The sequence below is a fragment of the Bradyrhizobium sp. LeoA1Lang genome (assembly GCF_055413685.1).
This window is the reverse complement of the sequence record NZ_JBVAPG010000055.1, coordinates 17,709-38,689: the sequence shown is the minus strand read 5'-3', so window position 1 is coordinate 38,689 and position 20,981 is coordinate 17,709. Positions and strand designations below refer to the sequence as shown.

17 protein-coding genes and 1 pseudogene are annotated in these 20,981 nt (G+C 63.5%); 11 read left to right on the top strand and 7 right to left on the bottom strand.

Features of this window, described 5'->3' with window-relative positions:
• Complete coding sequence (locus tag ACZYOF_RS19825) at positions 1 to 1,053, bottom strand: patatin-like phospholipase family protein (protein ID WP_463716826.1); 1,053 nt, start codon at positions 1,051 to 1,053, stop codon at positions 1 to 3.
• Between the two features lie 211 nt (positions 1,054 to 1,264).
• Here ACZYOF_RS19825 and ACZYOF_RS19820 point away from each other — a divergent pair, with 211 nt between their 5' ends.
• The 4 genes from ACZYOF_RS19820 (at position 1,265) to ACZYOF_RS19805 (ending at position 7,106) form a co-directional block, all read left to right on the top strand.
• Entirely contained in the window at positions 1,265 to 2,329 is a 1,065-nt protein-coding gene (locus ACZYOF_RS19820; protein ID WP_463716825.1) for a hypothetical protein, read from the top strand.
• Positions 2,330 to 2,490: 161 nt separating this feature from the next.
• The gene (locus tag ACZYOF_RS19815; RefSeq protein ID WP_463716824.1) at positions 2,491 to 2,955 is read left to right on the top strand and encodes a hypothetical protein; all 465 of its coding nucleotides are present in this window, start codon (positions 2,491 to 2,493) and stop codon (positions 2,953 to 2,955) included.
• A 389-nt stretch (positions 2,956 to 3,344) separates the two neighbouring features.
• Positions 3,345 to 5,813: a putative bifunctional diguanylate cyclase/phosphodiesterase gene (locus tag ACZYOF_RS19810; protein ID WP_463716823.1), complete on the top strand. Its 2,469-nt coding sequence runs from the start codon at positions 3,345 to 3,347 to the stop codon at positions 5,811 to 5,813.
• Between the two features lie 66 nt (positions 5,814 to 5,879).
• Positions 5,880 to 7,106, top strand: coding sequence for a lipase family protein (locus ACZYOF_RS19805; protein WP_463716822.1), 1,227 nt, complete (start codon positions 5,880 to 5,882; stop codon positions 7,104 to 7,106).
• A gap of 236 nt (positions 7,107 to 7,342) precedes the next feature.
• Here the strand turns inward: ACZYOF_RS19805 and ACZYOF_RS19800 are convergent, their stop codons facing one another.
• Positions 7,343 to 7,906, bottom strand: a complete 564-nt coding sequence (locus tag ACZYOF_RS19800; RefSeq protein ID WP_463716821.1) for a nitroreductase family protein — start codon at positions 7,904 to 7,906, stop codon at positions 7,343 to 7,345.
• 115 nt (positions 7,907 to 8,021) lie between these two features.
• On the opposite strand from ACZYOF_RS19800, the gene ACZYOF_RS19795 reads away from it, so the two are divergent.
• Positions 8,022 to 8,381 carry a type II toxin-antitoxin system HigB family toxin gene (locus ACZYOF_RS19795; RefSeq protein WP_463716820.1) on the top strand — a complete coding sequence of 120 codons (360 nt, stop codon included), beginning with the start codon at positions 8,022 to 8,024 and terminating at the stop codon, positions 8,379 to 8,381.
• A gap of 9 nt (positions 8,382 to 8,390) precedes the next feature.
• Positions 8,391 to 8,762 (top strand): helix-turn-helix domain-containing protein, encoded by a 372-nt coding sequence (locus tag ACZYOF_RS19790; protein ID WP_463716819.1) that lies wholly within the window; start codon positions 8,391 to 8,393, stop codon positions 8,760 to 8,762.
• Between the two features lie 8 nt (positions 8,763 to 8,770).
• On the opposite strand, the gene thrS is transcribed toward ACZYOF_RS19790, so the two are convergent.
• Positions 8,771 to 10,819, bottom strand: coding sequence for a threonine--tRNA ligase (thrS, locus tag ACZYOF_RS19785; protein ID WP_463716818.1), 2,049 nt, complete (start codon positions 10,817 to 10,819; stop codon positions 8,771 to 8,773).
• Positions 10,820 to 11,091: 272 nt separating this feature from the next.
• Here thrS and ACZYOF_RS19780 point away from each other — a divergent pair.
• Positions 11,092 to 12,254 (top strand): annotated as a pseudogene (locus tag ACZYOF_RS19780) (MFS transporter).
• Between the two features lie 79 nt (positions 12,255 to 12,333).
• Here the strand turns inward: ACZYOF_RS19780 and ACZYOF_RS19775 are convergent.
• Positions 12,334 to 13,623: an alpha/beta hydrolase gene (locus tag ACZYOF_RS19775; RefSeq protein WP_463716817.1), complete on the bottom strand. Its 1,290-nt coding sequence runs from the start codon at positions 13,621 to 13,623 to the stop codon at positions 12,334 to 12,336.
• Positions 13,624 to 13,923: 300 nt separating this feature from the next.
• On the opposite strand from ACZYOF_RS19775, the gene ACZYOF_RS19770 reads away from it, so the two are divergent.
• From ACZYOF_RS19770 to ACZYOF_RS19760, 3 genes are all read left to right on the top strand, one after another.
• Positions 13,924 to 15,297 carry an APC family permease gene (locus ACZYOF_RS19770; protein ID WP_463716816.1) on the top strand — a complete coding sequence of 458 codons (1,374 nt, stop codon included), beginning with the start codon at positions 13,924 to 13,926 and terminating at the stop codon, positions 15,295 to 15,297.
• A 2-nt stretch (positions 15,298 to 15,299) separates the two neighbouring features.
• Entirely contained in the window at positions 15,300 to 16,520 is a 1,221-nt protein-coding gene (locus ACZYOF_RS19765) for a hypothetical protein (RefSeq protein ID WP_463716838.1), read from the top strand.
• A gap of 137 nt (positions 16,521 to 16,657) precedes the next feature.
• Positions 16,658 to 18,424 carry an NAD(P)-binding domain-containing protein gene (locus tag ACZYOF_RS19760; RefSeq protein WP_463716815.1) on the top strand — a complete coding sequence of 589 codons (1,767 nt, stop codon included), beginning with the start codon at positions 16,658 to 16,660 and terminating at the stop codon, positions 18,422 to 18,424.
• A 152-nt stretch (positions 18,425 to 18,576) separates the two neighbouring features.
• On the opposite strand, the gene ACZYOF_RS19755 is transcribed toward ACZYOF_RS19760, so the two are convergent.
• Positions 18,577 to 18,744, bottom strand: coding sequence for a hypothetical protein (locus ACZYOF_RS19755; protein ID WP_165421467.1), 168 nt, complete (start codon positions 18,742 to 18,744; stop codon positions 18,577 to 18,579).
• A 114-nt stretch (positions 18,745 to 18,858) separates the two neighbouring features.
• Positions 18,859 to 19,203: a membrane protein insertion efficiency factor YidD gene (gene yidD / locus ACZYOF_RS19750; protein WP_463716814.1), complete on the bottom strand. Its 345-nt coding sequence runs from the start codon at positions 19,201 to 19,203 to the stop codon at positions 18,859 to 18,861.
• A 245-nt stretch (positions 19,204 to 19,448) separates the two neighbouring features.
• Here yidD and ACZYOF_RS19745 point away from each other — a divergent pair, with 245 nt between their 5' ends.
• Complete coding sequence (locus ACZYOF_RS19745; RefSeq protein ID WP_463716813.1) at positions 19,449 to 20,381, top strand: COG3904 family protein; 933 nt, start codon at positions 19,449 to 19,451, stop codon at positions 20,379 to 20,381.
• Positions 20,382 to 20,444: 63 nt separating this feature from the next.
• Here the strand turns inward: ACZYOF_RS19745 and ACZYOF_RS19740 are convergent, their stop codons facing one another.
• Positions 20,445 to 20,891 carry an iron-sulfur cluster assembly scaffold protein gene (locus ACZYOF_RS19740; protein WP_130582042.1) on the bottom strand — a complete coding sequence of 149 codons (447 nt, stop codon included), beginning with the start codon at positions 20,889 to 20,891 and terminating at the stop codon, positions 20,445 to 20,447.
• Positions 20,892 to 20,981 lie beyond the last annotated feature (90 nt).

Here is a 20,981-nt window from a genome sequence, read left to right as displayed (position 1 = left end):
CTATTCCTTGGTCTCGTCGGGGACTGCGCCGGTAGCGGTCGTCGTTGCCGGCGGCACCAGGATGTCGATTGCTTCCTGGATCGACTCGATCGCACGCTCGGCGGCACGCACGCCATGCGCGATCAGCTCATCGGCGCGATGGAAATCGAACCAGCCGATCTTGCCGACCCGCGGCGAGATCAAGAGGTCCGGCGGATCGCCGGCGAGCCGCGCGCGCGTGATGCGGTCCTGCATGATGTTGAAGGCGTCCACCATCACGGTCGAGATGCCCGGCCGCGTGCTGCTGCCGAAGAATTCGCGCTTCATGGTGCGCTCGGCCGAGAAAAACTTGCCAAAGCGGCGCTTCGGCGGGACGGGATCCGGAACGACTTCGGGCACGACGGTGACCTCGGTCGGCTGGCCGTGCGAATAGATCGTCGTGGAATGGTTAAACACGTCGCTTGAAAGATTGGCGGCGATCACGATCTCCGCGCCGAACGCGCGCGCCGCCGATACCGGCACCGGATTGACCAGCGCACCGTCGACCAGCCAGCGGTCGCCGACCAGCACGGGTGCGAAGATGCCGGGCAGCGCGTAGGAGGCGCGCATCGCATCGACGACGCGGCCGTGGGTCAGCCAGATCTCATGGCCCGTGCGCACCTCGGTCGCGACGCTCGCAAACTTCACCAATAGATCCTCGATCTGGGTCTGGCCGATCGCGGATTCCAGTTCGGCGGCAAGCTTGCTACCGCCGATCAGGCCCGAGCCGTTCAGGCGGATATCGAGATAGCCGAAGATGTTGCGGGGCTGCAGGCTGCGCGCCCACGCCTCCAGCGTATCGAGATGGCCGGCCGCGTAGGCCCCGCCGACCACGGCGCCGATCGACGTGCCGACCACGACATTCGGAACGATGCCGTGGGCGATCAGCGTCTTGACGATCCCGATATGGGCAAAACCGCGTGCGGCGCCGCCACCCAGTGCCAGCCCGATCACGGGCCGCCGCTGGGCGCCAAGGCCTAGCTTGTCGGAGCCATCGGCGCTCTTCTGGCTCCGGCCCATCCAGCTATCCAACACTCTGACTTCTCCTGCCGCCGCGAGATTAGGCTCCGCGACGAGGCGCCGCCAGAATCGTTCGCATGCATGGTTTATGCCCTAGCAGCATAGCGCGTAGGGAGGGATTGTGACTTGAGCGCGACCGCCACGTGGGGGTCTGGGTTCCATAACCGCAACCCGTAGGGCGATGGAGGCTTGAATTTGCCGTGTTTTCGTTGAAAAGCATCGTTCCATGACTGTTTGGGGCGATCGCATCGGACGATGCGGGCGGGGCGTGCTGCTTCTCCCGGTGATTTGGCTTGCCATAGCCCTGGTTTTGGCGGTTCCGAGCGCCGTTTCGGCGCAATGGTTTGGTGAGCGGCCGCCCCCGGTACCGCCGGCCGCGGTTCCCGATGCCGGGCCCGCGATCAATCTGGCGCCGCCTTCCGGTTCGGGATCGGCACCGAGCCTGCCGGCGCCATTGACCCAGCCGACGATCATGCAGCCCTCGACCGCCACGGCCCCGCCGGCCGGGCCGCCGCCGGGGGCGCAGACTGCGAACCAGGCGGTGCTCGCGCTGACCGCCCGCTATGGCAAGGATCTGCCGGTCATCAACAATGGCCTGGTATGGCGGGTCTTTGCCGACAAGCCGGACGACAACGGCACCTTCAAGCTGATCCGTGAGGACCGCGGCGCCACGCCCAACATCGTGTTGCCGCCGGGCAATTACGTCGTCCATGTGGCGCTCGGCCTGGTCAGCGCCGTACGCGCCGTGAGCCTGAAGTCGGAGACCGATCGCCAGTCCTTCGTCCTGCCGGCGGGCGGCCTGCGGATCGAAGGCCGGGTCGGCTCCAGCAAGATTCCGCCGAACCAGATTTCGTTTGCGATCTACAAGGGCAGCCAGTTCGACGGATCGGACCGCAATGCCCTGATCCCCAACGTCGCCGCCGGCGACGTCGCGCTATTGCCGGAGGGGACCTATTACATCATCTCCAATTACGGCGACGCCAACTCGGTGGTGCGTTCCGACATCCGCGTCCAGGCCGGCAAGCTCACCGATGTCACCGTCAGCCATCGCGCGGCCGTGATCACGCTGAAGCTCGTCAGTGAGAAAGGCGGCGAGGCGCTGGCGAATACCGCATGGTCGGTGATCACGCCCGGCGGGGACGTCATCAAGGAATCGATCGGTGCATTCCCCCGCGTCGTGCTCTCCGAAGGCGAATACCGCGCCATCGCCAAGAACGAGGGCAAGGTGTTCGAACGGCCCTTCAACGTCGTCAACGGCGTCGACGGCGAGGTCGAAGTCATCGCGCGCTGAACGCCAGTTCGTTTAGAACGATCTTTAGAATTCGAAGCCTTGATGTTAGACGTCAACACGGCCGAGATTACTTTGGATATTCAGGGGAGCCTAATCTCCGTTATGCGGAGTAGGCACGCATCGGCAGAGACAATTGTTCTGGCGGGGCGCAGGAGGCAGCGATGGAACCGGAGCGATATTTTTCTGGAACTATCACTGTTATTCTTGCCGATGGATCGCGTTTGCCTGCCAGAGTCACTGCAGATGAACTCTTCGAGGCTGGTAAAGAGATTTATAGAATCTCCTTGGAGCAGGGTGGCGAAGTAAAAACGGCTGAGTCCGAAGAGGACTTTTTTGAAGCGTTAAGACAGCTCCGGCTGGATCTGGAAAAGACCGGCGCATTACTCTATTGCTTCGGTGCCAGCGAGAACGTCTATCCGTCCGGGATGCAGAAATCGATGGGCCCGGCGATATTGGCGTACAAGATGCGTCTGGGCGCTCCGGCTCTACAACGAGATATCGTCAATATCTTTGAAGCTGACGAAACTGTTATTCCATCTACCGTAGAGCAGCAGGAACGCTTTCGTCAGCGATGGATAGAAAGCCCATTGGGCTCCGCGATAAGCCCAAATGAGGCAAAGCGCTGAGCCGGCGCGAAGTGTCGGGCGATCACGCTGAACTACGATAAGTTCGGGTCGGTTAGCGGAGCGGGTGCCGTTGTTCGACATCCTGCAGGCGCGCCACCTTGGACGCGTAAAATTGTTTGCGACTGTCATAGTCTCTAACGCGCACTAACCAAGATCTGACTTTGAACTGTCATAATGGCGCCGGCGTCCCGTCGCCCGTGCAATCTTTACATTGCTTTAAGCGAGCCTGATTTGGATGCGGGCGGGGACTGGAGCATGAAATCGGACAGGGGAAGCCGGTTTTCCCTCGCGACAAACGCGGAGCGTTTGCGCTGCGATCATGCTCGAATGTGAAGTGAGGTCGTGATCCGATCTTCGTCGGACCATGATCTGGTGGTTCGGGGCGCGTCATGAGTGCGGCGAAGAAGTCGTCGGGAAAATTCAACACAGAAATGTTCGGCGACGTCCCGGTGCTCAAGCGCAAGTGGCAAGCCGCATTGCGTCCGGGCGACAGGTTGCCCCACTATGAGGACGTGATGCTCGGCAGCCTCGGCAGGCTCGCCGACCACATCGTCCTGCTCAAGGAAAGGGGCGGCGCGCTCGCCGTTTCGCAACCCGGCCGCTACATCCAGCAATGGCTGAATGACGACCGCTGGGACATGACGCTGAACGAGCTTCCGCCGGATTGCGCGACCGCGCTCGGCGAAGCCGCCGCCAACGCGGCCCTCAATGACCGGCCCTATCTTGCCACGGCGCATTGCGTGCGCGACGGCCTGGTCCGCACCTATGACGTGCTGGCGCTGCCGACCTCCTCCCGCTGGGGCGGCACACTGATCGGCGCCTACGTCAACGAGCGCGGCGCTCAGTACAATCTGCTCGATACGATTTTCGCGGCGACCGATGAAGGCGTGCTGTCGCTCGCCGCCATTCGCGATCCGCGCGGCGAACCGTTCGATTTCCAGATCATCTATCTCAACCAGGGTGCGGCGAAGCTTTTGAAGCGGCCCGAGCACGAGCTGTTGTGGCAGAGGCTCAGCACAGGCGGAAACCTGCTCGGCGCGGCCGATGTGACCGAGCGCCTGCGCGAGACTGTCCGCACGACCAGCGGGACCCAGTTCGAGATCGAGAGCGAGGACCGCTGCCTGCGGCTCGCCGTCACGGCGTTCGGCGACATGCTGTCGCTGACCTTGTCCGATGTCACGGCGCTGAAGCGGCGCGAGGTCTCGTTCCGCCTGCTGTTCGACAACAACCCGATGCCGATGTGGGTGTTCGACGCCGCCACGATGGAATTCCTCGGCGTGAACGACGCGGCGGTCCAGCATTATGGCTATCCGCGCAAGAAATTCCTGAGCATGAAGTTGCGCGAGATCTGGCCGGAGGACGAATGGGCCTCCCACAGCAAGGCGCTGCAGGAGATCGGCGACGTCTACCATTCCAGCCGCGACTGGCGGCACATCAAGGCGGATGGCAGCGAGATCCATGTGCTGACCTTCGGCCGCCGCGTTTCGTTCGACGGCCGCGACGGTTACCTCGTAGCCCTGGTCGATATCACCGAACGGCGCAAGGCCGAGGCCCGCATTGCCTACATGGCCCACCATGACGGCCTGACCAATCTGGCGAACCGCGATTTCTTCCAGGACCGCCTGCGCGAGGCGCTGCAGCGGAGCAAGCCCGGCGGCAAGCGCGTCGCGGTGCTGTGCGTCGATCTCGACCTGTTCAAGAACGTCAACGACTCCTTCGGCCACGCGATGGGCGACCGGCTCCTGAAGCAGGTTGCGGAGCGGCTCACGGCCGACATCACCGGCGACAATCTGGCCGCGCGGCTCGGCGGCGATGAATTCGCGATCGTGCTCTCTGATGTCACGCCGAACGAGGCTAGCGACTTCGCCGAACGCCTGATCGGGACGCTGAGCGTGCGCTACGACATCGACGGCATCGAGGTGGTGGTCGGCGCGAGCGTCGGCATCGCGCTGTCGCCGGGCGACGGCACCAGCTCGGAAGAATTGATGCGCAACGCGGACATGGCGCTCTATCGCGCCAAGTCGGACGGCGGCGGCGTGCATCGTTTCTTCGAGCACGAGATGGACCGCCAGGCGCAGAAGCGCCGGGATCTCGAGCGCGACCTGCGCCAGGCCTTCGCCAATGGCGAATTCGAGCTGCACTACCAGCCGCTGGTCGACATCGCCTCCGACAAGATCAGCGGGTTCGAATCGCTGCTACGCTGGCGCCATCCGGAGAAGGGCATGATCTCGCCGGCCGAGTTCGTGCCGGTCGCCGAAGACATCGGCTTGATCGTCGCGCTCGGGGAATGGGTGCTGCGCGAGGCCTGCTCGGAAGCGATGAAATGGCCCGGCGAGATCAAGGTCGCCGTCAACCTGTCGCCGGTGCAGTTCCGCAGCCGCAATCTGGTGCAGGCGGTGATCTCGGCGCTGGCGCATTCCGGTCTGTCGCCGCGACGGCTCGAGCTCGAGATCACGGAGTCCGTGTTCCTGGCCGAGACCGAAGCCAATCTCGCGATCCTGCACCAGCTCCGCGAGCTCGGCGTTAGCATCTCCATGGACGATTTCGGCACCGGCTATTCCAGCCTGAGCTATCTGCGCAGCTTTCCGTTCGACAAGATCAAGATCGACCGTTCCTTCGTCAAGGATCTGGCGCGCCGCACCGATTGCGTGGCGATCGTGCGCGCAATCTCCGGCCTCGGCCGCAGCCTGAACATCACCACCACCGCCGAGGGCGTGGAGACGGTTGATCAGCTCGACTGGCTGCGCGCCGAAGGCTGCAACGAAGTGCAGGGCTTCCTGTTCAGCGCAGCGCGGCCGGCGGACGAAATCGCAACGCTGTTGGCAGGCTTTGCCGGGCGCGCATCGAGGGCGGCCTGACGCCGTCTGCGGCGCGGCCGTCTCCGCCGCAAATTTGTCGGCTCGCGGCGATATTGGGCGCGGGCCATGACCATCGCTCCAGGACGTCGTGCAATCTGGCTCGCTGTGCTGTCGTTTCTGCTTGCGCGCGTTGTCGGCACGCCACTCGAAGCCTCCGCTCAAGAGATGTTTGCCGGCGTCACGGTGCGGGTGCCCGATGCGTTCTATGATCCGCCGGCGCAAGTGCCTGATACGCCGGGCGTGCTGCTGCGCAGCGAGCCCCTTCAGGACGTAAGGTTGCCGGCCGGCATGCGGGGCTGGCGCATCCTCTATACGACCACGGTGAACGACGCCACGCGCGCAACCGCCGTCGCGACCGTGTTTGCGCCCATCGATCCGCCCGCAGGTCCGCGTCCTGTGATCGCCTGGGAGCACGGCACGACCGGCCTACAGCAGAAGTGCATGCCGTCGCTGATATCGGCCCCGACATTGGGGATTCCGGCGCTCGATCGGATCGTGCGGGCAGGGTGGGTGATCGTCGCCACCGACTACTCATTCGCCGAGAGGGGCGGTTCGCATCCCTATCTCATCGGCGAAGGCGAGGGGCGCGCCGCGCTCGACTCGGTACGTGCCGCACGGCAGATGCCCGAGCTGACGCTCGATGCGCGCACCGTTGTCTGGGGCCATTCGCAGGGCGGGCATTCGGCGTTGTGGACCGGCATCATCGCTCCACGCTACGCGCCGGAGATCGAGATCGCAGGCGTCGCGGCAATCGCGCCGGCCGCAGACTTGCGGAACATCCTTGCCATGAACCAGGGGGTCGACAAGCGGCTCGGGCCGTATGTCGCGCTGTCCTATAGCCGCTTCTATCCCGACATCAGCTTCGAGCAGGCGGTTCGTCCCGAGGCGCTTGCCGCCGCGCGCGAGATCGCGGGCCTGTGCGGGTTCCTCCCAGCGGAGGAGCCAATGCGGGCAGCGGCGCTCACCGCGACGTTCGAGGGGCCGACATTGGCCACACGCAGCAACCCGGCGCTTTCGGCAAGGCTCGCGCAGAACAGCGCCCACCACCCGATCGCGGCGCCGGTGGTGATCGCGCAAGGAGCGGAGGATGACGTGGTGCCGCCGGCGGCGACCGCAGGCTATGTCGAGGAGCGCTGCGCCGCCGGCCAGCGGCTCGAATATTGGACCTTCGTGAGGCTGGACCACGGCATGGTGCAGCCGGGCTCAAAGCTTGAGGCGCCGCTCATGGCATGGACCGCGGCACGCTTCCGAGGCGAGCCGCCGCCAAAGGGCTGCACCCGCAAGTCGTTCTGATGTCCTGTAGAGGTTGAACTGCGTCCGCGCAGAATACTGCGCTCCCTCTCCCGCAAGCGGGAGAGGGCTGGGGTGAGGGTGTCTCCGCGATGGGACTTTCCGTGTGGAGAGAGCCCTCACCCGGCGCTTGGCCATAGCCGAAGCTTCGCTTCGGCGTATCTTTAGAACGGCCGCCAAAGGCGGCCTACGCCTCCCCCGCCTGCGGGCCCGCAAGCGGGGGAGGTGGGAAGACCGCGCTAGAACCGCGTGACGATATCCGACAGCGCCGGCCGCGGGCGGTCTTCGCTCGGCTTGGTTGGCTTGCCGATATGGATCAGGCCTGCGAGCTTCTCGTCGGGCTTCAAGCCAAAACCATCGAGCACGTCGCGGTCGAAGACGAACCAGCCGGTCAGCCAGCAGGCGCCATAGCCGAGCGCGGTCGCGGCGGTGAGGATGTTCATCGCGCTGGCGCCGGCCGAGAGCTCCTGCTCCCACGGCGGCACCTTCGGATGCGGCTTGGTGAAGCTGACGATGCCAATCACCAGCGGCGCATCGGTGAGCCGCCGCTTCTCCACCTCGATGTCGGCCGCCGGCGCGCCCGGGTTCTTCTTGGCGAACACGCTCGCGATCACGTCGCCGGCGCGGTTGCGCGCCTCGCCTTCGAACACGATGAAGCGCCAGGGCGCGAGCTTGCCGTGGTCCGGCACCCGCGCGCCGATCGTCAAAATGGTCTCGAGCTCGGCAGGCGAGGGGCCGGGCCTCGTCATCTCGCGCGGCTTGACCGAGCGGCGGGTCTTCAGGAGTTCAATGGCATCGGGCACTACGGCTACCTCAAGAGCAACGTTAGTTCTTACCTTGAAATAGGCCGGCCCGAACGCGAAGGGAAGGGTATTTAGAGGGATTATCAAGAATGTGCGTCTCCCCGCCAGCCGATGAATGCAGATCGAAGAAAAGTTCTTGGTCCCAGATTGGGACCATGATACATTGTATACGGTGAGGATAATAGCGCTCAGCACGATCAAGACTTTCCTGAATCGGAGCGCGAACGTCTCCGATGCTCATGAACCGCTGATGGCCTGGTTCAGGCAGGTGAGGCAGGCGGATTGGGCGGGGCCCGCAGACGTCAAACGGGATGTCCGCAGCGCCAGTGTCCTCAAAGATGGCCGCGTGGTCTTCAATATCGCGGGTAACAAATATCGTATCGTGGTCTGGATCAACTATCCATACCGTGTCGTCTATATCCGGTTTATTGGGACGCATCGGCAGTACGATGCCATCGATGCTCAAACGATTTGAGGACGAGACATGGAAATCGCACCGATCAAATCCAATCGCGACTATCGCCGTGTCCTCAAGGAGATCGCAGGCCTGATGAACGCGCGGCGCAATTCACCCGAGGGCGATCGGCTTGACGTGCTGGTTACACTGGTGGAGGCATGGGAACGGAAGCACTATCCGCTCGATCTTCCGGATCCGGTCGAAGCGATCAAGTATCACATGGAGCAAAACGGGCTGCAGCCGCGCGACCTGATACCCTATATCGGCAGCAGAAACCGGGTGTACGAGGTGCTCAACCGTCGCCGTGAAATAACGCTCAACATGATTAGACGGCTGCACGAGGGGCTCGGCATTCCTGCCGAGTCCCTCATCAAGGTCAAACAAGATAGGGCTGCCTAGAGGTTTTCTTATGCAACGACCTGCCGCGCCCGCTTGATGTCCGGCGGCGTCGCCTCGTCGACCAGCGCGGCGAGCGCGTCCGCCGTCGGCATCACCGTCTGGCCTTCGCTGCCGAACCGTCGCACCGAGACCGAGTGGGTCTCGGCTTCCTTCTTGCCGACCACGAGGAGCGCCGGGATCTTCGCCAGCGAATGCTCGCGGACCTTGTAGTTGATCTTCTCGTTGCGCAGGTCGATCTCCACCCGCAGCCCAGCGCGGCGCGCCGCGGCCACCACCTGCTTGGCATATTCGTCAGCCTCGGAGGTGATGGTGGTGACGACCACCTGCACCGGCGCCAGCCACAGCGGGAAGTTGCCGGCATAGTGCTCGATCAGGATGCCGATGAAGCGCTCCATCGAGCCGCAGATCGCGCGGTGCACCATCACCGGCGCCTTCTTCGAGCCGTCATGGTCGATGTAGAACGCGCCGAACCGCTCCGGCAGGTTGAAGTCGACCTGGGTCGTGCCGCACTGCCAGTCGCGGCCGATGGCATCGCGCAGCACATATTCGAACTTCGGCCCGTAGAACGCGCCTTCGCCCGGATTGATCTCGGTCTTGATGCGGTTGCTGCCCTTGGCCTTGATCTCCGACAGCACGGTCGCCATCACGCGTTCGGCATGGTCCCACATCGCGTCGGTGCCGACGCGCTTTTCCGGCCTCGTCGAGAGCTTGACGGTGAGTTCGCCATCGAAGCCGAAATCGCCGTAGGTCGAGAGGATCAGGTCGTTGATCTTCAGGCACTCGTCCGCGAGCTGCTCCTCGGTGCAGAACACATGCGCATCGTCCTGCGTGAAGCCGCGCACGCGCATCAGCCCGTGCATCGCGCCTGACGGTTCGTAGCGGTGCACGACGCCGAATTCGGCCAGCCGCAGCGGCAGGTCGCGATAGCTCTTCAGACCATGCTTGAAGATCTGCACATGCCCCGGACAGTTCATCGGCTTCAGCGCGAACCAGCGCTTGTCCTCGGCCTCGTCGCCGGCGGACTGCGCCGCGAACATGTTCTCGCGGTACCAATCCCAATGGCCGGAGGTCTCCCACAACGCCTTGTCGAGGATCTGCGGCGCATTGACCTCCTGGTAGTCGCCGGCGAGGCGGCGGCGCATATAGGCGATCAACTGCTGGAAGATGGTCCAGCCCTTCGGGTGCCAGAACACCACGCCCGGGCCTTCCTCCTGGAAGTGGAACAGGTCGAGCTCGCGGCCGAGCTTGCGATGGTCGCGCTTTTCGGCTTCCTCGATCTGCTTCAGGTAGGCGTCGAGTTCGTCCTGCGTCGCGAATGCCGTGCCGTAGATGCGGGTCAGCATCGGATTGTTGGAATCGCCGCGCCAATAGGCGCCGGCGACCTTCATCAATCTGAACGCGTTGCCGATCTTCCCGGTCGAGGTCATGTGTGGGCCGCGGCAGAGATCGAACCAGTCGCCCTGGAAGTAGATCTTGATCGGCTCGTCACCGGGAATGGCGTCGACCAGTTCGACCTTGAACGCCTCGCCCTTGTCGCGGAACACCTCCTTGGTCTTCTCGCGCGACCACACTTCCTTGGTGAAGGGTTTGTCGCGCGCGATGATCTCGCGCATCTTCTTCTCGATGCCGGCAAAATCTTCCGGGGTGAACGGCTCGTTGCGGAAGAAATCGTAGTAGAAGCCGTTCTCGATTACGGGGCCGATCGTGACCTGCGTGCCCGGCCACAGCGACTGCACCGCTTCCGCCAGGACATGGGCGCAATCATGCCGGATCAGTTCCAGCGCACGCGCGTCGTCGCGCGAGACCAGCTCGATCTTGGCATCCTCGGTGATGGGATCGTTGAGGTCATACAGAACGCCATCCAGCGCCATCGCCACCGTGCGCTTGGCCAGCGAGGGCGAGATGCCCTGGGCGATATCGAGCCCGGTGATGTTCCTGGGGAATTCGCGTTTCGCCCCGTCAGGGAAGGTGAGGGTGACTTTGTCCACCGGCTGCGCGGGTTTGAGGTTGCTGAGGCTGTACTGGAATCCGGACTCGGACTTGTGGTCGTCGGACATGTCATTCTCCTGTGGCTCACTCCTGCGAACGAGCGCAGGTAAGCGGAAAGCAGCGATATAGCAGGGGATTCGGCCGGCGCAATCCGGCAATATCAAGAAATCGGCGAGGAATCGGCCTGATCCGATCAGATTGAAATGCAACCGCGATGAAGCTGCGCTCCTTCCCCGCTTGCGGGGGAGGTGAAGCCAACCCGCAGCCGATTCAATCTGATCGAAACACCCGCTGGCCCTTTCCTTCCTCGCCCGGCTGGTTTACATGCATTTGCATGAAAATGATGCCCGCCACACGTCGCTTTGCGCCCACCTCCCTGATGCTGGGAAATATCGTCACCGGCTGCTCCGTGCTGGCGCCGGCGGGGATGCTTCCGGAACTATCCGGCGCGCTGGACGTCTCGATCCACGCCGCGGCGCTCCTGATTACCTTCGGTGCGATGGTCTTGTGCATCGGCTCGCCGCTCACGGCATGGCTCACCAGCCGCATCGATCGCCGCACCTTGCTCGGCGTCACGCTCGCGGTGCTCACGGTCACCAATCTCGCCTCTGCCCTGGCGCCTGATTACGTGAGCCTTCTGGTCATTCGCCTCGTCATGCTGGCGATCGGCGCGCTCTATACACCGCAGGCGGCTGGCACCGGCGCGCTGATCGTGCCGGTCGAGCGGCGCGGCTCGGCCATCGCCTATATCTTCCTCGGCTGGTCGCTCGCGGCTGCGGTCGGATTGCCGCTGATCACCTTCATCGCAAGCCATTACGGCTTTCGCGTCGCCTATGGCGGCATCGCGCTGGTCGGCTGCGTGAGCTGCGCGCTGCTGTTGTGGCGATTGCCGCGCGGATTGCTCGGGGCGCCCGTCGATCTGAAGACCTGGATCGAACTCGGCCGCAACCGGATGGTGCTCGTGCTCCTGGCGATCACGACGCTGCAGATGGCGGGCCAATTCGTGGTCTTCACCTTCATGGGGCCGCTGCTTACGGGATTGACCGGCGCCGGGAGCAATGCCGTCGGGCTTGTCTTCGGCCTTTACGGTGTCTGCGGCTTCATCGGCGTCGTGATCGCGACCCGCATCGTCGACTCCTGGGGGCCGTATCGGACATCGGTGCTGTTCACCTTGCTGATGCTGACCGGCGTGACCGGATGGGCGCTGAGCGCGGGCGTCTATGCACTGATGGCCGGCTCGGTTGCGATCTGGGGGCTCGGCTTTGCCTCCGCCAATTCGATGCAGCAGGTGCGGCTGGTTGCGGCGGCGCCGGCGCTTGCATCGGCGTCGGTATCACTCAACACCTCCGTGCTCTATATCGGGCAGGCGATTGGTTCCGCGATCGGCGGCGTGCTGTTCGCGCACGGCTGGTTCCACGGCGCAGGCTACGTCTGCGCCCTTTCCTCGCGCTCGCGGTTGCGACCATCGTGCTGACAAAGCCCCGCCGGGCGGCGGCGGAATAAGGTCCAGTCGCTGATCCGCGTCAGCACTGCGTTGAAGTTCACGCCGGGCAACTGCAGCGCCTCAACTGCGATCGCCAGACTAGCGGCTGGCCGATGGAGGAGCGCTTGCGATCCGCGCGAGCGGTGCGGTTCCCGCCATCTTCACCAGCACTTCCTTCACCGGGTGCTGGGTCCAGGCCAGCGTGACGTAATCGCGATGGGTGACGCCGTCGGGGGTCTGCACGAACGCGACGCTACCGGGCTGCAACGGCCCGTCCATGCTCTCGCGGACGCGGATGCCCTTGTTCCTGAGCATCGTCATCAGTTCCTGATCATGCCGCTTGGTGTAGCGGGTGTAGGAACTCACGAAGAAACCGCTGCGGTTGTTCTCGATCCAGGAGGCGAACTTGTCGAGTTCGCCATAGACCGCATCCAGCAGCACCACGCCGCGCACGCGGCCGGTTGCGCCACCGACATCGAGGCTCCAGGCGGTCGGCAGGAAGCCGCCGCTATAGCCGACGATCACGACCGGCATGTTGGCGAAGGCTGCCGCCGATTTGGGATCGCCGTAGAGGCGGGCGAGGTGGGAGGTGGATTCGTCGAGGAAACGCTTGAAGCCGCCCGGCTGCCAGAATTTTCCGGCGCTGGAATCGGCGGCATCGACCGCCATCTGCGGCGCCAGCAGCACCGCGTTGACGCCGGAGTCCGAGATCTGCTGCGGCACCAATTGGCGGTCGCGCACGTCGCGCTCGAGGGTTGCGCCATTGCCGTGGAAGAACACCACGATCACGCCCGGCTTACCGACGTCGAAATTCTCAGGCACGTGCATCAGGACGCGGCTGTCATTGTAGGTCTCGTCCTGCCAATAGACGCGGCCCGAATAGCTGCGATGGCCCTTGCGGCTGCCGTTCGTGACATTGAGGAACGGCGCATCCGAGCGCGGGTTGTTGCCGAAATAGGGGAAGGCGGAGGCTCTCATGCTGACCAGCGTGGTCAGTTCTTCGCGCTCGCTCGGCTTCGGCAGATTGAGCGTGGGCGTCAGCGAGGCGGTCCGGACCGGCGCGGGACGCTGCGGCTCGGATGCCGGCGTCGGCGCGGCGGCTCGGCGCTGCACGAGCCTTTCCTGCTCGGTCGGGAAGCGTTCCTTGAACGATGGTGCTGGGAAGCGATCCACAAACGTGTCGCTCGCAACCGCTTGCGTGTTCGCCGCGAGCGCCGAGGCGCTGGGCGCTCTGCCGCATTGAGCCAGCACGGTCGCGAGCGGTAGAAGCAGCGAGGCGGTCGCGATCCAGCGCCACGGTGACCTCGGCCAGCGCGATCGCGCGGCCGGGGACATTGCCCGGTCCGCGCGATCACACTTCTGGAATGTTGGGTTCGCTGCCCCGATCATCCACCCGCTACCCCGAACTCCCGGCAAACGCCGAATCTGAGCGCACCGGTGTTTAGGTGACGTTAAGCTTCCGGAAAATTTCCCCATCCGGAAGTAGCAAGAAGACCATCCAATCGTGTCGCGATTGTGGGTCGCCTCTCGTGTTTACACAAAGGCCGGCCCTTTGAAGGCAACAATGGGGTATTATGATACCCAAATCTTGGCTAGAGTTAGATGCTTGTTAACGTTGCTTGAATTGGCCGTTTTCCGCCTGCACGATGGGAATCGTCGAAGCGCGTGGCGCTGAAGGTACGGTCCGATATGGCGGCATCACACACGGGCAGCGCGGCATGGTCCGGTTCGCTCCCCGGCAGCGGGTCGACCGTTTCGGTCCTGGTGGCCACGGCCATCGTGGTCGCCGACATGGTGGGCGTCGGCGTTTTCACCAGCCTCGGCTTCCAGGTCAAGGACATCCCGTCGGGCTTCTCGATCCTCCTGCTATGGACCGTCGGCGGCATCGTCGCGCTGTGCGGCGTATTTTCCTATGGCGAGCTCGGCGCGATGTTTCCGCGCTCGAGCGGCGAGTACAATTTCCTGAGCCGCGCCTATCACCCGGCGTTCGGATTCGTCGCCGGCTGGGTGTCGGCGACCGTCGGCTTCGCCGCGCCGGTCGCGCTCGCCGCCATGGCGTTCGGCGAATACGGCAAGTCGGTCTTGCCGGACGCGCCGCCGCTTGTGCTCGCGCTCGGCGTGGTGTGGCTGGTGTCGATCATCCAGCTTACCGGCGTCAGGCACTCCTCGACCTTCCAATTGGTCTCGACCATCCTGAAGGTGGTGCTGATCGTCGCGTTTCTCGTCGCCGGATACTTGATCGCGACGCCGCAGCCGATCTCGTTCGCGCCGACTTCGGCCGACCTTTCCCATATCGTCAGCGCGCCGTTCGCGATCAGCCTGGTGTTCGTGATGTATTCGTTCTCCGGCTGGAACGCGGCGACCTACATCATCGGCGAGATGCACCTGCCGGAGCGCAATTTGCCGCGTGCGATGCTGTCCGGAACGCTGATCGTGCTCGTGCTCTATGTCGCCCTGAACGCGGTGTTCCTGCACACCGCGCCGATCGACCAGCTTGCCGGCCAGATCGACGTCGCCCGGATCTCCGGCAGCTATATCTTCGGCGAGCTCGGTGGCCGCATTGTCGGCGCCATGATCTGTGTCGGGCTGATCTCCTCGATCAGCGCGATGATGTGGATCGGCCCGCGCGTGATGATGACCATGGGCGAGGACATCCCCGCGCTGCGGATCTTCGCGCGCCACTCGACCAGCGGCGCGCCGGCCTATGCGATCCTGTTCCAGCTTGCGGTGGCGACGTTGATGCTGTTCACGCGCAGCTTCGAGGCGGTGCTCGACTTCATCCAGTTCGCGCTCCTGTTCTGCTCGTTCTTCACGGTGCTCGCCGTGATCAAGCTGCGCATCACCCGTCCCGACCTGCCGCGGCCTTACCGCGCCTGGGGATACCCGGTCACCCCTGCGGTTTTCCTGCTCGTGACCGGTTTCATGATGTACTATCTGTTGACCGACCGTCCGCTGCAGTCGGCGCTTGGTACTTTGATCATGCTTTCCGGCCTTTTGATCTACGCCGTTTTCCGCAAAGGGGCGGCGGGTCCGGCGACTGCCGGAGCATCGGGTCGCGAATGAGGATGTTCTTGCCATTGAAAGTTGTCGCGCTCGCTTTCGCCATCATGCTCGCGGCGCTGCCGGCGCGTGCCGCCGACACCGTGACCGTGGACGATACCGCGCGCTTCCTTGCCGGGATGATGCCGTCAGCGGATTCTCCGCTGGTCCCGCTGACCCGGGACCCGGCCTGGCAACAGCACGCCCGATTCTTCGACCAGGCCTTTGCGCAGCTCGAGCAGCGCCAGTTGTCGAAGATCCGTGCCTGGGCGGAGGCCAATCTCGCGGCGCCGCGGCCGACAATGTTCTACATGTTCTCCGGGCCCGACTTCATCTACGCCGACGCCTTCTATTCCCAGGCGACGACCTATGTGCTCAGCGCGCTCGAGCCGACCGGCTCGGTACCCGATCTGACAAGGCCGCCGCGCAGCGACATCGGTGCTGCGCTCTACAATGTCGAGCGCTCGCTGTCTTCGGTCCTGAGCTTCTCCTTCTTCATCACCAAGAAGATGAAGGTCGACCTGCACGCGGGCGAGATCAGCGGCACCTTGCCGATCCTCTATGTATTCCTGGCGCGCTCGGGCAAGACCATCCGCACCGTCGCGCCGGTTGTGCTCGACGAGAACGGCATCGTCGGCACGGAAGGGGCAGGGAAGGGCGCCGTGCGCGGCGCACGCATCACCTTCGCCGGCAATGATGGCGTCGAGCGCACGCTCTATTACTTCTCGACCGATCTCTCCAATTCCGGCGTCAAGGCGAGCGGCTTTTTGAAATTCTGCGAGACGCTTGCGCCCGGCAACAGCCTGATCAAGAGCGCGTCCTATCTCATGCACGCCGGCAATTTCACTGTTGTGCGTGACTTCATCCTCAAGAACAGCGCCACCATCATCCAGGACGATTCCGGGATTCCGCTGGTCTATTTCAACCAGAGTCGCTGGCGCTTCTTCCCGTTCGGCCGCTATGCCGGCCCGATCGCCGAATTCCCGGGCCGCTACCAGGAGTCCTATGCCGAGCTGTTCCACCGCGCGCAGCCGATCGATTTCGGCATCGGCTATCGCTGGCGCACACATGAAACCAACCTGCTGCTTGCCGTGCAATTGCCGGGTGACGGCTTCGGCACCGCCGATGCTGTGGCCCAGGATGCGCCAGCCCCCAAACCGGCGCCGCCGCCGCGTCCCAGGGCGCCACGGCAGCCGGCACCATTCTTCAGTTCGCAGCCCGGCGGTTTCTTCTGGTTTGGGCGCTAGAACTCCGGTCGTGCTTCAACATCAAGTGAATGTTGCGATCGTAACGCACTGGCTGGATCGACCGCGCGTCCTGTAATCCATTCGTAGCCGCGCCTCGTCAGGTTCGTGATCTGTCACTCAAGTTCCGAGGGATTGATATGATCGCTGCCGATGTCGACGACCGATTCAACAAATGGCTGGGCTTCTTTAACGTCGCTGCAGCGGCGAAAGACATTGATGCGCTGCTGATCCTGTTCCATCCGGACGCATTCTGGCGTGACCTGCTGGCATTCACCTGGAACGTGCGCACTGTCGAAGGTCATGGCGAAATCCGACAGATGTTGGATACGTGCCTTGCGCGTGCGGCACCCACGGCATGGCGGCAAACAAGACCCGCGCGTCTCGAAGATGGCATCGTCGAAGGAATCGTCGAGTTCGAGACGAAGGTCGCTCGCTGCAAAGCAGTCATTCGCTTGAGAGAGGGCAAGGTCTGGACATTGCTCACGTCGATGGCGGAGCTGAAAGGCCTCGAAGAAGCGCCGGGCTCTGACCATATGAGCCATAGCGGAGATGCGCATCAGGAAAAGCGATTCGGCGATATTTCCGCTTCGACGACGCAGCCATACTGTGTGATTGTTGGAGCCGGACATTGCGGGCTTGGATTGGGCGTGCAGCTCCGAAAGCTCGGTGTCCCGACGCTGATCATCGATCGCCGCGAACGACCGTCCGATACCTGGCGAAATCGCCACGATGCGTTGTCGCTGCACACTCCCTCATATTTTGATCAGATGCCGGGATTCTCTTACCCCGAGGACTGGCCGCTGCATCCCTCGAAGGAGAACTTCGCCGACTGGTTGGATGCCTATCAGTCGGTGATGCAACTCGACGTGATGACCGGGGCAGAATGCGTAGGGGCCGAATACGATGATGCGCGAGGGAAATGGCGCCTCCAGGTCAAACGCCGCGACCGCGCGATCGAGCTCAACCCGGAGCAGCTTGTGCTCGCTACCGGATTATTCGGGACTCCGAAGATCCCGGACGTACCCGGCAAGGAGCGGTTCAAGGGACCGCAACAACATGCAAGCTTGTATCGTAGCAACCCTCATCACAGGAACTGCCGGTGCGTTGTGGTGGGATCAGGCACCACGGCGCACGATATTGCTGCGGATCTCTTCGCTGATGGCGCTGATGTCACGATGATTCAGCGCAGTCCGACCATCGTGATGAGGTTGGAGACGTTGCTCGAAGGATTTGCCAGGCTCTACGGCAGCGAGCCGAAGGCGCAGGGTATAGCAACCGATCTGGCGGACTTGTTGCTCGCCGCAACCCCCTTGCGCATTGTGGTGGGCATGCACCAGAAGCTGGTGAAGCACGTGAGGGAGAAAGACGCGGCCTTCTACCGGCGACTGGAGAGCGCCGGCTTTCGATTGACCTTCGGTGAGGACGAGAGCGGCGTGTTTCCTCAGGTCCTGCGCGATCCCGGTGGCTACTATATCGATGTCGGTGCATCAGAGCTGGTCGCGAACGGCAGCATAAAGCTGAGAAGTGGTGTCGGCATCACCGCGCTTCGCGAAGAAAGCGTGGTTCTCAGCGACGGGAGCGAACTTCCCGCTGATATCATCTTCTACGCAACCGGCTACGAGCGCGGCTCGTTCGAACCCATCCTGACGCCGGAGACTGCAAAAAGGGTCGGCCCGCTGTGGGGTTTTGGCTCAGGCACGCGCCGCGATCCCGGCCCGTGGCAGGGGGAGCTGCGGAACATGTGGAAGCCCACGCAACAGAAAGGGTTGTGGTTTCACAGCGGTGGAGTTGGAGTCGCGCGATTTTACTCTCGCATCCTGGCCCTGCAGATCAAAGCCCGACAGGCCGGGATAGCGACGCCCGTGTACGACGGCGAAGCTGCCAAGGCGCTCGAGGCTGCGTGAGCCGCGCTAGATCATGGATCCGATTAGACGGAATCGAATCACGATCTCATCTCTTTGTTTGAGCATGATCTCCGCGCAAACGCTTCGCGTTTGTCGCGAGGGAAAACCGGTTTCCACTTTTCCGGATCATGCTCCAATTCACCCACGCCGCATCACCAGTGCACGCTCTGGCTCGGCACGATGAAGGCGCTGTTGTCAGGCGTGTTCGGCTTGTGGGTGAAATAGAGGTACGCGGAAACGATCAAAATGAGCAGGGCGATGATCGCCAGCAAATCTATCTGGCGCGGGTCATGACCGTGGCGGCTGATTTTCCAGCGCATTATTGGTGTCCTCCCCGCGGACGCAAAGAGTCAATGCCGCACTGCCGCCACAGTTCCCGCACGCCAGCGATGCATGCGTGGCGTGAAAGCACCGCGGCGGCGACGGCGATCCCTCTACGGTGAGTTGACACCGCGCCAGCGGCCGTAGCGCCACGGCAGATACCAGCGCGCGCCGGGCGGCGCCTGTTCCGGCACGTTGTCGATGCCCGACGTGCCGAAGGGATGGCAGCGCAATAGCCGCGCCAGCGTCATCCAGCCACCGGCCCACAGCCCGAAGCGCTCGATCGCCTCGTCGCCATAGACCGAGCAGGTCGGCAGATGCCGGCAGTTGTAGCCGACCAGCGGCGACAGCGTATGCCGGTAGATCCAGATCAGCGCGCGACCGAGATTGCGCGGCAGCCGCCGTGCTGCATTGGCACAGTCCGTGCATTGAAATTGAGGTGACGTTCGATGTTCCATGGGCGTCATACCGCAAACTTACGTAGTCTTGCGGGGGTTCCTAAGCAAGGAACTTAGTTCTTGCAGATATTTACGCCACAGTTCGCAACTATCGCACCGCACGGGCGGCGCTGCAGCGAAGGTCCTATGGACGGCACAGGTCAGTACGGTTACCGTTTTGATAATGCTTCGATGACACCATCTTGTCACGTTGCGATGGGGCCGTTGCCACCGCTCATCCATAGGGCTTGGGGGAAGGAACCAAATTGAGGCTCGTGACGTCGCTTCGTCTTCGCGGTCTGGCACTCCTCGGCGCCGCCGCCTTTTGCATCACACTACCTGGCTCGGTCACGACGCTGGGCAATTCGGCCCGCGCCGGCGCCAGCCTGGAACAACGCAAGACACCGATGCGGTTCAGTTGGGTGGCCTGCGAGCCCAATTGCAGGGGCTGGGTATCCGCCGTCGGCATCATCACCGCCGACAGCCCGCGCGACTTCGATGAGTTCGCCCGCGGCCGCCAGCTCGGCGGCGCCACCATCGTGCTCGATTCCAGCGGCGGATCAGTCAACGACGCCATCACGCTCGGCCGCCGCTTCCGCGGCCTGGGCGCATTGACCACTGTCGGTATGACCGTCATCAACCAGACGTCGCAGGGCCAGCGCGCCAGCGTCAGGCCGGAAGCCTATTGCGAGTCGATGTGCGTGTTCCTGCTGTTGTCCGGCAAGACCCGTTACGTGCCGGAAGACGCGCATGTCCGCGTTCACCAGATCTGGATGGGCGACCGCGCCGACGATGCGCGCGCCGCGAACTACACCGCGCAGGACATGATGATCGTGGAGCGCGATATCGGCCGGCTCGCGAAGTACACTTTCGACATGGGCGGCGCAGGCGACCTGTTGTCGCTGGCGCTGAGCGTTCCCCCCTGGGAAGAACTGCACGAACTGTCGCGCGACGAGTTGCGGCTGACCAATCTCACCACCACCGAGCAGGTCGCCGACGTGTTGCCGCCGCAGGACAATGCGGCCACCGTCCCGGTCGCGGAGGCGAAGTCGAAAGCGACGCAGGACCGTTTCGCCACGAGCGTGGCTGACGGCGAGACGACGGCACACCCCGCGAGGTCGACATCGACCAAGACCGCGGAAGCCCTGGTTCCCACCGGCAGCACCGCCACGCCGCCCCCGGTCCAGCCGGCGAAGTGACGCCGTCATTTTCCCCGTCATTGCTTCGCTCCGCTCGCAATGACGGGAGGGGACGGGCGCGGCCTACGCCGGCTGCTTGGCCTTCGCCTCGATCTGGCCGATCGCATCAACCACGGCATCAAACGTCAGCATGGTGGAGGCGTGGCGGGCCTTGTAGTCGCGCACCGGCTCGAGCAGGGCGATCTCGGCCCATTTGCCGTCTTCCGGGGGCTTGCCGTTTTCCTTGAGCATCTTGCGCACGGTCTCGCGCAAGTCGCGCAGTTCATCGGCGGTCGAGCCCACCACGTGACTTGCCATGATCGAGGAGGAGGCCTGCCCCAGCGCGCAGGCTTTGACGTCATGGGCGAAGTCGGTGACGACGGGGCCGTCCATCTTGAGGTCGACCTTCACGGTCGAGCCGCAGAGTTTCGAATGCGCGGTGGCGCTGGCATCGGGGTCGGGAAGGCGTCCGAGACGCGGAATATTCCCGGCCAGTTCGATGATCCGCTTGTTGTAGATGTCATTCAGCATGCGAATAAAGCTCGTGGGCAGAGGGGCATGGGCGCCCTTGGCGGCAGGGTTTCATGGCCCTATATATGGGCGGTATCGGCCGAAATACAG